Origin of the sequence: Streptomyces sp. 2323.1 (assembly GCF_900221035.1) — a bacterium.
In the GTDB taxonomy this organism is placed as follows: domain Bacteria; phylum Actinomycetota; class Actinomycetes; order Streptomycetales; family Streptomycetaceae; genus Streptomyces; species Streptomyces sioyaensis.
In genome coordinates, this window is record NZ_LT907981.1 from 1,741,102 (window position 1) to 1,755,017 (window position 13,916).

Below are 13,916 nucleotides of genomic sequence, written 5' to 3' on the forward strand. Positions count from 1 at the left end.
GTGTCTACGCGAGGCCGTGCTCGCTGCCCGAGGCCCCGCCCCCGAACACGACAACGCCGGCCGTCGCGCCCCGTGGGGGCGGGCGCGACGGCCGGCGCGTGGAGCTGAGGCGGCGAGGTGGTTACTCGACGACCTTCAGCAGCTTGTTGGGCGTGCCCTTGGCCGGGTTCGTGATCTTCCCGGCGGTGGCGCCGTCGGTCAGGGCCTTCTCCACGTCCGCCGGCTTGGCGTCCTGGTGACCGGCCAGGTAGACCGCGGCGGCGCCGACGACATGCGGAGTCGCCATGGAGGTACCGGAGATGGTCTTCGTGGCGTCGTCGCCGGTGTTCCAGTCCGAGGTGATGTCGGAACCGGGCGCGTAAAGGTCCACCGCGCTGCCGAAGTTGGAGAAGTCGGACTGCTGGTCGTCCTTGGTGCTGGAGGCCACGGTGATGGCTTCCTTCACCCGCGCCGGAGAGCTCTGGCCCGCGTCGGAGGACTCGTTGCCGGCCGCGACACCGAAGGTGACACCGGCGTCGATGGCCTTCTTCACGGCCGCGTCCAGCGCCTCGTCCACGCCGCCGCCGAGCGACATGTTGGCGACCGACGGGCCCTTGTGGTTCTTGGTGACCCAGTCGATGCCCGCGACGACCTGCTCGGTGGTGCCGGAGCCCTGACCGTCGAGGACCTTGACGCCGACGACCTTGGCCTTCTTGGCGACACCGTGCTCGGTACCGGCGATGGTGCCCGCGACATGCGTGCCGTGCCCGTTGTCGTCCTCGGCCTTGTCGCTCTTGTCGATGGCGTTGAAGCCGTACGACGCACGGCCGCCGAAGTCCTTGTGGCTGATGTGGATGCCGGTGTCGATGACGTACGCGGTGACGCCCGCACCCGCGCTGTCGGGGTAGTTGTACTTCTTGTCGCCCTTGGCGTCCGCCTGGTCGATGCGGTCCAGGCCCCACGACGGCGGGTTGGCCTGGCTGCCGTCGATGTGGAACTTCTTGTTCTGTACGACCTTGTCGACGGCCGGGTCGGCGGCAAGGCGCTTGGCCTCCTCGTCGCTCAGCCCGGACGTGGAGAAGCCGTCGATGGCGGAGGAAAAGTTCCGCTTGACCTTGCCGCCGTACTTGGCGGCAAGGTCGCCGCTCTCCGCAGTACGGATCGACTTCTTCAGCATGACGATGTAGCTGCCGTTGACGGCGCCCTTGGCCTCGGCTCCGTAGATCTTTCCTTCGGCGGCAGGGGACGCCCCCGCGGTGACCGCGGTGACGGTTGCGATACCAGTAGCGGCAACCGCGGCACTTATCGCCGTGATGAGCCGCTTCTTGCTGGAACGCTTGTGAGCCATTGCGAGGGTTCTCCTCGTTCGTGGTGTGGGGGGAAAGCGTTGCGCAATAGCCCGAGGAGACCGGAAGATCTGCGTCGGACTGGCTCGAAACCCTGTCTGATTGATCAGTCCGATTTCAAGGCCAGCCCGGTCGTGTGAGATAAGCAACAACCTGCCCGAAAAGGGAAAGGTTTCAGAAGTGGTCAAAAGCATCGGGGAGTTGAAGCCGGGCGACTCAACTCCGTTTACATGAATGCAATGGACATAGTTGAAAGTGATGCGAACGGCGCCTGGGGAGCGCGGAGTTGGGGTCCGGGCGACCGGTGCGGAGCGAGGCGTCCGTAACCAAGGCGGTTCCCGTCGCCCAGTCGTATCGGGCCGCCCGTAGCGCCGGGTCCCTGAGCTCCTGCCGTCCGGTCGGCAACAGCCGCTCCCCCAGGTCGAGTCGGACCATGTTCCGCGGCTGGAGGAGGAAGTCGATGCAGGCCATCGCCGAGGCGGGATCCGGGCGCCGGAGCGGTAGCAGCTGCGTACGGTTCGCGATCAGCACCCGCGGCTCCTGGAGGAAGGGGGCGTCGTAGAGCCGGCCGCCGAACGTGCCGGTTTCCCAGCTGCGTCGGGGGATGTCGCGCCGGAGGCGGGGCGGATTACCGGCCGGATTGCGCGACCGGATTTACCGGGTGAGCTGCCGACCGGATTCCCGGTGGATTGCTGACCGGATCGCCGACCGGCTCACCGGCCGGATTGCCGGGGGATCCGCCCGCCCGGGAAGCCTCCGGAACCGCCGCTAGGCCTCCGGAACCGCCGACAGGACCTGCGACACTGGTCGCGTTCCCGCACCGCAGGAGGCATCCGATGACCGCACCGAGCTCCGTCGCCTTCACGGAGGCGCGCGCCCGGGACGTACTGGCCGCGGCCGGGCGGCCCGATGCGGCGGCGGACGCCGAGCTGCTCGCGCTCGGTGAGAACGCCGTCTTCGCCCTGGGTGACCACGGGCCGGTCGTGCGGGTGGGCCGTAGCGCCGAACTCCTGGAGCGGGCCGAGCGGGAACTGGGCGTGGCGCAGTGGCTGGCGGCCGAGGGCGTGCCGGCCGTACGGGCCGCGGAGCCGGTGGCCACCCTGGTCGACGGGCATCCCGTCACCTACTGGCAGCGGCTGCCGGCGGCCGTCCGCCCCGCCTCGCCCGACGACCTGGCCGCGCTGCTGAAGCTGGTCCACTCGCTGCCGGAGCCGCCGTTCGCACTCCCCCGGCGCGCACTGCTCGGTGGCGTCGAGCGCTGGCTGCGGCTGGCCGGCGATGCCGTGTCGGCCGCGGACGCGGAGTATCTGCGCGGGCGGCGGGACGCGTTCGCGGCCGCCGCCTCGGCGCTGGAGCCGCGGCTGCCCCGGGGTCCCATCCATGGCGATGCGCTGCCCCGCAATGTGCACATCGGGCCCGACGGACCGGTGCTGGTCGACCTGGAGACCTTCTCCTGCGATCTGCGGGAACACGACCTGGTCGTGATGGCACTGAGCCGGGACCGCTACGGCCTGTCCCCGGAGGCGTACGACAGCTTTGTGTCCGCCTACGGCTGGGACGTACGGGACTGGGAGGGCTGCGCCGTGCTCCGCGGGGCGCGGGAGACGGCGAGCTGCGCCTGGGTGTCCCAGCACGCGCCAGGGAACCCCGCGGCACTCACGGAATTCCGGCGCCGGATCGCCTCGTTGCGCGACAAGGACGCGACGGTGCGGTGGTACCCCTTCTGAGTCGGGGAAGCCGGGTGGCCCGGGAAGTCGGGCGCTCCGGCCGGGGCGCATGGCGGAGCAGCAGCGGCAGCGCTCAGACGCCGGCCTGGTACGGGATCAGCGGCCAGGCCGGCTCGACTATCGCCCGCGGGTCTCCGGAGCGCCGCAAATACTCCTGGAACGAGGCGGCTTGTTCGGCGGCCGCCTGCTCCTGAAGGGCGTGCAGCGCCCGGGGCGACGGGAGGGCGACGGCCGGATACTTCTCCCCGATGCGCCGGGCGACCCCGGCCGCCGCGGCGGCGTCGGCACCCGCTTCGTGGGCCCCGTCGAGCGGGACACCGTAGTGACCGCAGAGCGCCTGCAGGGCGCGCTTCCCCTTGCGGTAGCGGTCCACGTGCTTGTCCAGGACGAGGGGGTCGATGACCGGCGCGGGGGGATGTCCGAGCCGTTCGGTCAGGGTCGGCAGGCCGTGGCGCCGGCACTCGCGGTCCAGCAGCGAGAGGTCATAGCGGGCGTTCATCACCACCAGCGGGATGTCCGCGCGCAGGGCCTCGGCCAGCGCCTCGGTGATTTCCGCTATGGCGTCCGCCGGCGGACGCCCGTGTTCTTGGACATATGTGGTCGAAATGCCGTGAATGGCCGCGGCTTCCTCGGGAATCGGCACCCCCGGATCGAGCAGCCAGGTCAGCTTCTCGGCGGCCCGGCCGTCCCCCTCCAGCCGGATCAGGGCGGCGGTGACGATGCGGTCCTGCTCGACGTCGGTGCCTGTGGTCTCCAGGTCGAAGCTGACCAGCAGCTCCTGATGCCAGCTCATGCGGCCTCCTTCGGTGGTACTTCCCCCGTGCCCGGTCACTCTCGCACGCACCACTGACAATCGACCGGCCACCCGTCGCCCGCAGCGGCCCCCGACCCCGCGCCGCAGCTCCGGCCCGGCCGACCGCCGACCCGAACCGTCCCTCCCGCCCGACGCCGATCCTGACCGTCCCTCCCCGCCGGCCCCGACCCGAATCGTCCCTCCCCGCCGAAACCGCGGACCGGCCCCCGGCCCGGCCCCCGGCCCCGGCCGCCGCGGCCTGCCCACCCCCTTCCGGCCCACCCCCTCCCGCCTCACCACACCAGCCCCCAACCGACCCCCCAGCCCCTAGGCTGACCGCCATGGACCTACGGCTGGCAGGACAGGGCGCGCTGGTGACGGGCAGCAGTTCGGGCATCGGCGCGACGATCGCCGAGACGCTGGCGGACGAGGGGTGCAATGTCCTCGTGCACGGGCGCAACGCGGGGGCCGCGGCGGCGGTCGCCGAGCAGGTCGCGGCCCGCCGTGTACGGGCCGAGGTGGTGCTCGGCGATCTGACGGAACCGGGCGTCGCCGAGCAGGTCGCCCTCACCGCACGGGACTTCGGGGCCCGCATCCTCGTCAACAACGCCGGCCCGTTCGCCGAACACGACTGGGAGAGCTCCCAGCCGTCCGACTGGCGGGCCGCCTTCGAGGGGAACGTGCTGCCGACGGTACGGGTCAGCCAAACACTGCTGCCCTCGCTGCGCGCCCACGGCTGGGGCCGGGTGATCACCATCGGCAGCCGTGCCGTGCGGACACCGCTGCCCAACATGGTGACGTACTCCGCGGCCAAGGCCGCCGTGGTGAATATGACCACCAGCCTGGCCCGCCACCTCGCCGGTACCGGCGTCACGGCGAACTGTGTGAGTCCGGGGGTGATCGTCACCCCCTCCATGTACCGGATGTTCGAGGAGCGCGCGGCGGCCGGCGGGGAGGAGGGGGCCGGCCGGGACGAGGCGGACATCGTCGCGGAGTACGCGCCGAACCCGAGCGGGCGGCTGGGCCGTCCGCAGGACATCGCGGCCGCGGTCGCCTACCTGGCGAGCCCGCTCGCCGATTACGTCAACGGGATCGAACTGCGGGTGGACGGGGGAATCACCGGAACGTCATAGACATCGCCGTTCCCCGGCCGTTCTCCCCTCCGCTTCGCCTTTCGCCACCGTCGGCCGGTCAGGACACCGGCCGCGAATCCGCCCACATGCTCTCAAATTCCTCCCGGTAGGTCTCGAAGAGGCCGTGGTCGCCGTCGCGGCCCTCCCGGGCGTCCTGGCGGACGATCTCGCGGCCGCCGCCGCGCAGGACGAGGACGGGCGACTCCATCCCGCGGCTCTTGCGGAGGTAGGGCTGGACGACGGCCACACCGTCCGGCCCGTCACCGTCGACCAGGTAGGCGGTGAAGCGCGGGGTCTCGTCGAAGACCTGGATCTCGAAGGCACCGGGGTCGCGCAGCCGAGCGCGCACCCGGCGCATATGGAGGATGTTCATCTCGATCGAGCGGCTCATCTCGCCCTTCTTCAGGCCGATTTCGCGCTCCCGGCGGCGGACCGCACTGCTGGCCGGGTTGAGGAACAGCAGGCGGACCCGGCAGCCGGATTCGGCGAGCCGGACCAGCCGTCGGCCCGAGTAGTTCTGGACCAGGATGTTCAGCCCTATGCCGACGGCGTCGAGCCGGCGGGCGCCGCCGAAGAGGTCCTCGGCGGGCAGCTGGCGCTGCAGGCGCACCCGGTCGGAGTGCACCCCGATGACATCGGCATAGCGGTCACCGACCAGGTCCTCCACCGCGTCGATCGGCAGCCGCCCGGAGATACGGGTGCCGACACCGGAGCCGAGTATGTCCAGGAGGCGGGCGGAGGCGCGCTCGGCCTGGGCGAGCACCGTCTCGGACAGCGCGCGGTTGCGGGAGACGATGTTGCGCGCGACCTCCAGTTCGTCGAGGGCCAGCTCGACGTCGCGGCGGTCGTCGAAGTACGGCGCGAAGCAGGGCCAGTGCTGGACCATCAGTTCGCGGAGTTGCGGAAGGGTCAGAAAGCTGACGATGTTGTCGTCGGCGGGGTCGAGGAGGTAGCCCTTGCGGCGGCTGACCTCGCGCACGGCGACCGCGCGCTGCACCCACTCCTGTCCGGCCGGTCCGGCCGCGGCGATCACCCATTCGTCGCCGTGCACCGGCTCGTAGATGGGCCGGAGTACGGCCGCGACGACGGCCCGCAGCCGTTGCTCGACGAGATTCAGCCAGATGTAGGCGCGCCCGGCCCGGCGGGCCCTGGTGCGCACCTCGCTCCAGGCGTCGGCGCCCCAGTCCAGCTCCGCGCCGATCTCCAGCGGTCGCGCCAGGGACACCGCGCCGGGCGGTGCGTCGACGGAGCCGCCCTCATGGCCCTCATGACTCTCGTCACCAGGGGGCAACTCCAGCCCGCCGCTCACCTGCCACCGCCTTCCGAACCCCCGTGCCAACGATCAAGGCAGACTACTGCGGTGCGGGAGGCGGTGCAGCAGGATGGGTTGAGTCGGTTAGCAACTCCCCTTATCCATAGTGCCCGTTGTGGCCGGACAACGCGGGCGGAGTGAGCGGATTCATAGCGGTGACATCACGCGGCACGAGCTGGAAGCCCTGCCAGTGCACGGGCATCGGCTCCTGGTCCTCGTCCCTGGCGATGTGGTGGAAGCCGATGTTGACCCACGCGATGGGGTGTTTCAGCGGCTGGCCGTTGACCCAGGTGTCGACGCTCCGGCCGGCCCGGGCCCCACAGTTGGCCAGGTTGTTGCTGGCGAACTGCTCACATGCGTTGTAGTCGGTGACGTAGAGGTCGTGAGTGGTGTAACTGCGGCCGGTGTATTTGCTGGAGCGGCCCGGGACGATCTCGTACGAGCGCGGATGGCCGTCCTTGTTCTTTCCGGTGTCGCTCACCACGCGCCACCACCGCAGCGGCCCGTAGTCGCCGGCCAGTTCCTTGGTGACGGGGGTGCTGGTGGTGCGGATGGTGGGCGTGCGGCCGCCGGGCCGGGTCGTGAGGGTGGAGTCGAACTGCTCGATCTTGTTGCTGGCGGAGCCGTCCAGACCGAAGTTCAGCCGCCAGAAGACATTGTGGCTGTGGCTGGTGGCGTAGTCCTTGGCGCCCTTGCCGATCGGCATGCCGCGGCCGTCGCCGGCGTCGTAGTCGCCGGGAGAGACGGTGCCGGTGGCGCCGACCTGCATGGTCATCGTGCCGTCACCGGAGAACCGCCACTCGCTGATGTACTCGTACCAGCCGACCTTGTTGACGGTGTAGACCAGCAGGTCCTTGCCCTGGAGCTGGTAGGTCCGGGCGTTCTCGCCGGGGTAGGGGCCCTTGCGGTAGGCGTGGCCGCGGGCGCGGGTGGTGGCGCACAGGCCGCTGACGTCGGGGTGTGCGGCGTCATAGGCGCCGGGCACCCGGACGGTCTTGATCGTGCCGCCGGGGCATTCGGCGCGATCGAGCTTCTGCAGCCCCTGGGCGAAGCCCTGGCCGGTGAGGTCGTCGTACTCGTTGGTGCCGTCGTCGTAGGGGACGTGGATCTGGGCGAGCTTGGCGGTGGTGAGCACCTTGATCGGGGCGCGTTCGCCCTTGGGCTGGTACGAGATGTCGTCCAGGACGAGGCCGGCGTTGCCCTCGTAGTGCCAGCACATGCGCCAGACGGTGCCGCCGTCGAGCGTCTGGGTGAGGCGGTAGGCGGGGCTGCACCGGGGAGCGGGTGCGGCGGGCGCCGTGGGGGCCGCCTGGGCGGCCGGGCCGGTCAGCAGGGCGGTCGCGGCGAACAGCAGGGGGACCGCGGCGAGTGCCGTGGCGCGGCGGCGAGTGCCGCGGGAGCGAGCACCGGTGGGGCGGCTTTCGGGCATGACGAAGGCTCCTGTGCGAAGGAGTGGCGGTGGGGAGGGCGCGGTCAGCCCAGGCGGGCGACGGTGCGGGCGCTGAGGTCGATGGCGAAGCGGCGGGTGTCGATCCACCGGCCGTTCTTGATCTTGGTGAAGAGGCGGATGCAGCGGTGTTTCCCGCACGCGCCCAGGGCACCGGGCGCCGCGCCCTCCGCCCGGCCGCGGTAGACGAAGCCGGTGACGGAGAGCGGGTCCGGGCCGGTGAGGTCGCGCCCGGTGGCGTCGCGGTAGTCCTGGCGCAGACCGGCCCCCAGCGGGGCGGCGATCAGCAGCCGGGCCGCCTCGACGGCCTCGTCGTGGCCGGGCGGCGGCTGTACGCCGTGCTGGGTGTCGGCCGACTCCACCGTCGAGGTCGTGAGATTGACCGTCGTGGTGAGGTAGCTGTCGCTGCGGTAGTCGTAGAACGAGACCCTCGCCCGGCGCGGCGGATCGGCGAGCCCGGCCTCGGCGGGGGTGAGTTCGACCAGGTCGGTGGTGAGGCGCTCGGGCCCCGGCTTCCCGGTGACGTCCGCGGCGACACCGCGCAGGGTGCGCGGCAGTGCCAGGTCCTGGGCGCGCCGGAGTTCGTCGTCGGTGAGCGGGTCCCGTCCCGTCCCGCGCTTCCCCTGGGCGGGGGCCTTTTCGACGACGCCGGGCGGCGGCGGTCCCCCGTCGCGTCCCGGCGCGGGGGCGCCGGCCGCGGCGGGGCGGCTGCCCCTGCCGTCGGCGGCGCCGGCGTCGGACGGCAAGGTGATCGCGGCCATGGCGGCGGTCCCCGTGAGCGCGAGGGCGGCGCCCGCGACGATCTTGCCGAGGTGGCGGTGCATCAGGTGGTGCACAGTTCCCCCCTGCTGTCACATTCCGTGACACGCATGTCGGTCCCCCGTCGGTCCTCCAGTAGGACGACTGATAGGACGATCCGACATCGCGACGGGTTGCCCACCATTCAGCGGAGATCTCGCGAAAAGCCCTCCGTGTGCGACAAGTTGCGAAAAGTTGAGGAAAGATTTCGTCTTGTTCCGCTGAGGTGTGTCGTGGAGTCGCCGCAGCGCCCGCCGAGAAAGTGGAAGAGTCTCCCCATGCAGGTCTGGCCGGGACAGATGTATCCGCTGGGTGCCACCTATGACGGGGCGGGCACCAACTTCGCGGTGTTCTCCGAAGCCGCGAAGCGCATCGAACTGTGTCTGCTGCACGACGACGGTTCGGAGACCGCCGTCGAGCTGCGCGAGAGTGACGCCTTCGTACGGCACGCCTACCTACCGGGAGTGATGCCCGGGCAGCGCTACGGCTTCCGGGCGCACGGCCCCTACGAACCGGAGCGGGGGCAGCGCTGCAACTCGGCAAAGCTGCTGCTCGACCCGTACGCCCGGGCCATGAGCGGCCGGATCGACTGGGACGAGGCCGTCTACGGCTACCACTTCGGGCGCCCCGAGGTGCGCAACGACCTGGACTCGGCGCCGCACACCATGGCGTCGGTCGTGGTCAACCCGTACTTCGACTGGGGCGACGACCGCCCGCCGCGCACCGCGTACCACGAGACGGTGCTCTACGAGGCCCATGTGAAGGGCCTGACGATGCGCCATCCGGAGCTCCCCGAGGAGCTGCGCGGCACCTACGCCGCGCTGGCGCATCCGGCGATCATCGACCATCTGACGAAGCTCGGGGTGACCGCCCTGGAGCTGATGCCGGTGCACCAGTTCGTCCAGGACCACCGGCTGGTGGACGCGGGGCTGACGAACTACTGGGGCTACAACACCATCGGGTTCTTCGCCCCGCACAACGCCTACGCGTCCTGGGGCGACCGCGGGCAGCAGGTGCTGGAGTTCAAGACGGCGGTGCGGGCGCTGCACCAGGCCGGAATCGAGGTGATCCTCGATGTGGTCTACAACCACACCGCCGAGGGCAGCCATCTGGGCCCGACGCTGTCGTTCCGGGGGCTGGACAACGCCTCGTACTACCGGCTGTGCGACGACCGGCAGTACTACATGGACACCACCGGCACCGGCAATTCGCTGCTGATGCGCAGCCCGCATGTCTTGCAGCTGGTGATGGACTCGCTGCGCTACTGGGTGCAGGAGATGCGGGTGGACGGCTTCCGCTTCGATCTGGCGGCGACGCTGGCCCGGCAGTTCCACGAGGTGGACCGGCTGTCCTCGTTCTTCGACCTGGTGCACCAGGACCCGGTGGTCAGCCAGGTGAAGCTGATCGCCGAGCCGTGGGACGTCGGGGAGGGCGGCTATCAGGTGGGCAACTTCCCGCCGCTGTGGACCGAGTGGAACGGGAAGTACCGCGACACCGTGCGGGACCTGTGGCGGGGCGAACCGCGCACCCTGGCGGAGTTCGGGTCCCGGCTGACCGGTTCCTCCGACCTCTACCAGGAGGACGGGCGGCGGCCGCTGGCCTCGGTGAACTTCGTGACCTGCCACGACGGCTTCACCCTGCACGATCTCGTCTCGTACAACGACAAGCACAACGAGGCCAACGGCGAGGACAACCGCGACGGCGAGCGCTTCAACCGGTCCTGGAACTGCGGTGCCGAGGGGCCGACCGGCGACCCCGGGGTCCGGCGGCTGCGGGCCCGGCAGATGCGCAACTTCCTGGCCACGCTGATGCTGTCGCAGGGCGTGCCGATGCTCAGCCACGGGGACGAGTTCGGGCGCAGCCAGGGCGGCAACAACAACGCGTACTGCCAGGACAACGAGCTGTCGTGGGTGCGCTGGCCGGAGCGGCGGGGTCCGGGCGGGGGCACCGGGCTGCCGGACGGGGCCGAGGGGACGGACGAGGCCGACGAGACCGACGAGGCGGCCGACGAGGACGCGGAGCAGCTGGCGCTGCTGGCGTTCGTCCGGCAGATGGTGTGGCTGCGGCGCGACCATCCGGTGTTCCGGCGACGGCGGTTCTTCCAGGGCCATCCGATGGAGGGCACCCCTGACGAGCTGTCCGACATCGCGTGGTTCACGGCGGACGGCGAGGAGATGGGCCCGCGCGACTGGCAGTCGGTGCACGCCAAGTCGCTGACGGTGTTCCTCAACGGCAACTCCATCTCCGAGCCGGGCCCCCGGGGCGAGCCGGTCACCGACGACTCGTTCCTGCTGATGTTCCACGCCGACGACCAGGAGCAGGAGTTCATGGTTCCGGAGCATCTGGGCCGGCAGTGGCAGGTCGTCGTGGACACCGACCGGCCGCAGGCGGTGGCGGACGGCGGCGGCGCCAAGGTCAAGGCGGGCGACCGGCTGACGCTCGTCGGCCGGAGCCTGCTGGTGCTCCAGCGGCCGGCTTAGGGGCTGTCCGGCGGATCAGGGTCGGATAGGCCGCGGCGTCTGGTGCGGTGCATCGCAAGGCGCCGGAGCGTCCTCATAGCGGAGCTATGCGGGCGGTTCGGCAACGCGGCGAGGCGCCGTGCCTGGGGGCACCTCCCAGCGGTAGCTGGGGGAGTCGCGGACCCGGCCATGATCCGCCGGACAGCCCCTAGCGCGGGCCGGCGGCGCGCCCGGGGCCGCGGGTCCTCCGGCGCGCCGGGCCGCCCGACACCAATGCCGGAAGCAGATGACACAACGGGCCGTCAGCGGGGTACGGGTGTTCCCATGACGCAGCCATCGAGTCCGTCGCCGACCGCCACCTACCGGCTGCAGCTCCAGCCGGACTTCCCGTTCGCCGCCGCGGAGCGGGCGGTGCCGTATCTGGCCGCACTCGGCGTCTCCCACCTGCACCTCTCGCCGGTGCTGGAGTCGGTGCCGGGGTCCACGCACGGCTACGACGTGGTCGATCATGCGACGGTACGGGCCGAGCTGGGCGGTGAGGCGGGGCTGCGGGCGCTGGCGGCGACGGCCCGGTCGCACGGTCTCGGGCTGGTCGTCGACCTCGTGCCGAACCATATGGCCGTGCCGGAGCCGGTGTCCCTGAACGGGCCGCTGTGGCAGGTGCTGCGGGACGGCCCGGCGTCCCCGTACGCCCGGTGGTTCGACATCGACTGGGACGCGGGACACGGCGGCCGGCTGCTGCTGCCGCTGCTCGCCGGCCGGCTCGGCGACGAGATCCGGCACCTGCGCGTCGACGGCGAGGTGCTGCGCTACCACGGGCACACCTTCCCGCTGCGCCCCGGTACGGAGGGGCTGCCGCCGGCCCGCCTCCTGGACGCCCAGTGGTACCGCCTCGCCTGGTGGCGGCTGGCCCGCAGCGAGCTGAACTACCGCCGGTTCTTCACCATTTCGGAGCTGATCGGGGTCCGCGCCGAGGACCCCGAGGTCTTCGAGGCCACCCATGGCACGGTGCTGCGGCTGCTGCACGACGGCGTCATCGACGGGCTGCGCATCGACCACCCGGACGGGCTGGTGGACCCCGGCGGCTATCTGGAGCGGCTGCACGAGCGGACCGGCGGCCGCTGGACGGTGGTGGAGAAGATCCTCACCGGCGACGAGCAGCTGCCGGCGGGCTGGGCCTGCGCGGGCACCACGGGCTATGACGCCCTGCGGCACATCGACGGGCTGTTCGTCTGCCCGCAGGGCTCGGGGCGGCTGTTCTCCCACTACCGGGACTTCGTCACCCCGCTGGCCGACGAGGGCGGCGACTGGGAGGAGACGGTGCGCCGGGCCGCGTACGAGGTCGTCACCCACGATCTGTCCGCGGAGGTCGAGCGGCTGGTGCGGACCGCGGCCCGGATCAGCGCGCGCCGGCCGGAGCCGGGCGACCATGCACCGTGGGCGCTGCGGCACGCCCTGCGCGAACTGCTGGTGCGGCTGCCGGTCTACCGTCCCTACGCCGCCGAGCCGGAGCAGGCCGCGCACAACGAGGCGTTGCTGGGCCCGGCGGCCGCGCAGGCGCGCACCGCCTTCCGGGTGCCCGAAGAGGCCCGGGCGGTGGACCTGATCCACGAGCTGGCCCTCGGCCGGCTCACCGACGGCCCGGACGACGCCACCGCGGACTGCGCCGACTTCACCGCCCGGTTCGCCCAGACCGCCTCCGCGCTGCACGCCAAATCCGTGGAGGACACCGCCTTCTACCGCTATCCGGTGCTGCTGTCGGCCTGCGAGGTCGGCGGCGACCCCGGCGACCCGGCGCTCACCCCCGCGGCGTTCCACGCGTACTGCGCCCGGATGCAGCGGGACCGGCCCGCAGCCGGCACGGTGCTCTCCACGCACGACACCAAACGCAGCGCCGATGTACGGGCGCGGATCGCGGTGCTGTCGGAGTGCCCGGACCAGTGGCGGGACGTCCTGGGCGCCATCCCCGGGGCGGTGTGCGAGGCCGGGGGTGACCTGGTGGGCGGTGCCGGTCCGCGGGATCCGATGGTGTCCTGGCTGGCGTGGCAGACCGCGTTCGGCCTCGGGACACCGGCCGACGGACCGGCGGCGGACCGGGTGGTCCCCGCGGTCCTCAAGGCGGTGCGGGAGGCCGGGCTGCGCACCTCGTGGACGGAGCCGGACACGGCCTACGAGGAGGCCGTCGAGGAGTTCGTACGCAGCGGCCCCGGCGGTCCCGCGGCCGCCCCGCTCGCCGCGCTGGCGGAGGAGCTCGCGCCGTTCATCCGGGCGAATGTGCTGGGTGCGGCGCTGCTGCAGCTGACCATGCCGGGCGTGCCCGACCTCTACCAGGGCACCGAACTCGTCCATCCGGCGCTGGTCGACCCGGACAACCGGCGCCCGGCCCGTTTTCAGCCGGAGCTGCTCGACGCGCTGGACGGCGGGGCCGCACCGCGCGATCTGTCCGGTGAGAAGCTCCGGCTGACCGCTGCGGCCCTGCGCCTGCGGCGGGACCGGCCGCAGTGGTTCGGCGCCGAGGCGTCGTACGACCCGGTGTACGCGGAGGGCCCGGCGGCCGAGCACTGTGTGGCGTTCTGCCGCAGCCGGCGGGTGCTGACGGTGGTGACCCGGCTGTCGCTGCGACTGGTGGAGACCGGCGGCTGGTGGGACACCCTGCTGCGGCTCCCGCCCGGCGGCCCCTGGCGCGAGCAGCTGACCGGCCGCACGCTGCCGCAGGGCTCGGTGGTGGGGCTGAACGAGTTGCTGGCCGAGTCACCGGTGGCCTTGTTCGTGCGGGAGTGACGCCTCGTCGGGCGGGGGCTCGGGGCGTGGTCCGCCCTCCGCCCCGCCGCCGGGAAATTCGGTTGCGGGCTCCCGCACGGCTGGCAGCATGGCCCCGTACGACCGAATTCCCTGAACAGGAGCAACGGAATGCGCGGATTC

At 71.7% G+C, this 13,916-nt stretch carries 9 protein-coding genes and 1 pseudogene; 4 read left to right on the plus strand and 6 right to left on the minus strand.

Features of this window, described 5'->3' with window-relative positions:
• Positions 1 to 121: 121 nt before the first annotated feature.
• Positions 122 to 1,327: a S8 family peptidase gene (locus CPH93_RS06930; RefSeq protein WP_093486010.1), complete on the minus strand. Its 1,206-nt coding sequence runs from the start codon at positions 1,325 to 1,327 to the stop codon at positions 122 to 124.
• A 325-nt stretch (positions 1,328 to 1,652) separates the two neighbouring features.
• Positions 1,653 to 1,793, minus strand: a pseudogene (locus tag CPH93_RS36680) (sugar ABC transporter substrate-binding protein); the annotation flags it as partial.
• 368 nt (positions 1,794 to 2,161) lie between these two features.
• Here CPH93_RS36680 and CPH93_RS06940 point away from each other — a divergent pair.
• Positions 2,162 to 3,052 (plus strand): aminoglycoside phosphotransferase family protein, encoded by an 891-nt coding sequence (locus tag CPH93_RS06940; protein WP_093486006.1) that lies wholly within the window; start codon positions 2,162 to 2,164, stop codon positions 3,050 to 3,052.
• 73 nt (positions 3,053 to 3,125) lie between these two features.
• On the opposite strand, the gene CPH93_RS06945 is transcribed toward CPH93_RS06940, so the two are convergent.
• Complete coding sequence (locus tag CPH93_RS06945; RefSeq protein ID WP_096212292.1) at positions 3,126 to 3,845, minus strand: 3'-5' exonuclease; 720 nt, start codon at positions 3,843 to 3,845, stop codon at positions 3,126 to 3,128.
• 341 nt (positions 3,846 to 4,186) lie between these two features.
• Here CPH93_RS06945 and CPH93_RS06950 point away from each other — a divergent pair, with 341 nt between their 5' ends.
• Entirely contained in the window at positions 4,187 to 4,978 is a 792-nt protein-coding gene (locus CPH93_RS06950; protein WP_096212293.1) for an SDR family NAD(P)-dependent oxidoreductase, read from the plus strand.
• 58 nt (positions 4,979 to 5,036) lie between these two features.
• Here the strand turns inward: CPH93_RS06950 and CPH93_RS06955 are convergent, their stop codons facing one another.
• The 3 genes from CPH93_RS06955 to CPH93_RS06965 form a co-directional block, all read right to left on the minus strand.
• Positions 5,037 to 6,287, minus strand: a complete 1,251-nt coding sequence (locus CPH93_RS06955; RefSeq protein WP_093486001.1) for an SAV2148 family HEPN domain-containing protein — start codon at positions 6,285 to 6,287, stop codon at positions 5,037 to 5,039.
• A gap of 100 nt (positions 6,288 to 6,387) precedes the next feature.
• A complete protein-coding gene (locus CPH93_RS06960) occupies positions 6,388 to 7,719 on the minus strand; it encodes a copper amine oxidase (protein ID WP_096212294.1) in 1,332 nt (443 codons plus the stop codon).
• A 44-nt stretch (positions 7,720 to 7,763) separates the two neighbouring features.
• Complete coding sequence (locus tag CPH93_RS06965; protein WP_096212295.1) at positions 7,764 to 8,573, minus strand: Tat pathway signal sequence domain protein; 810 nt, start codon at positions 8,571 to 8,573, stop codon at positions 7,764 to 7,766.
• Between the two features lie 240 nt (positions 8,574 to 8,813).
• On the opposite strand from CPH93_RS06965, the gene glgX reads away from it, so the two are divergent.
• Entirely contained in the window at positions 8,814 to 11,015 is a 2,202-nt protein-coding gene (gene glgX, locus CPH93_RS06970) for a glycogen debranching protein GlgX (RefSeq protein ID WP_096212296.1), read from the plus strand.
• A gap of 303 nt (positions 11,016 to 11,318) precedes the next feature.
• Positions 11,319 to 13,775 (plus strand): malto-oligosyltrehalose synthase, encoded by a 2,457-nt coding sequence (gene treY / locus CPH93_RS06980; protein WP_096212297.1) that lies wholly within the window; start codon positions 11,319 to 11,321, stop codon positions 13,773 to 13,775.
• Positions 13,776 to 13,916: the final 141 nt, after the last annotated feature.

Excerpts from the sequence above, each read along its gene's own strand:
- CPH93_RS06940 (WP_093486006.1), top strand. The coding sequence starts at position 2,162 with ATGACCGCACCGAGCTCCGTCGCCTTCACGGAGGCGCGCGCCCGGGAC.
- CPH93_RS06945 (WP_096212292.1), bottom strand. The coding sequence starts at position 3,845 with ATGAGCTGGCATCAGGAGCTGCTGGTCAGCTTCGACCTGGAGACCACA.
- glgX (WP_096212296.1), top strand. The coding sequence starts at position 8,814 with ATGCAGGTCTGGCCGGGACAGATGTATCCGCTGGGTGCCACCTATGAC.
- treY (WP_096212297.1), top strand. The coding sequence starts at position 11,319 with ATGACGCAGCCATCGAGTCCGTCGCCGACCGCCACCTACCGGCTGCAG.
- CPH93_RS06960 (WP_096212294.1), bottom strand. The coding sequence starts at position 7,719 with ATGCCCGAAAGCCGCCCCACCGGTGCTCGCTCCCGCGGCACTCGCCGC.
- CPH93_RS06950 (WP_096212293.1), top strand. The coding sequence starts at position 4,187 with ATGGACCTACGGCTGGCAGGACAGGGCGCGCTGGTGACGGGCAGCAGT.
- CPH93_RS06930 (WP_093486010.1), bottom strand. The coding sequence starts at position 1,327 with ATGGCTCACAAGCGTTCCAGCAAGAAGCGGCTCATCACGGCGATAAGT.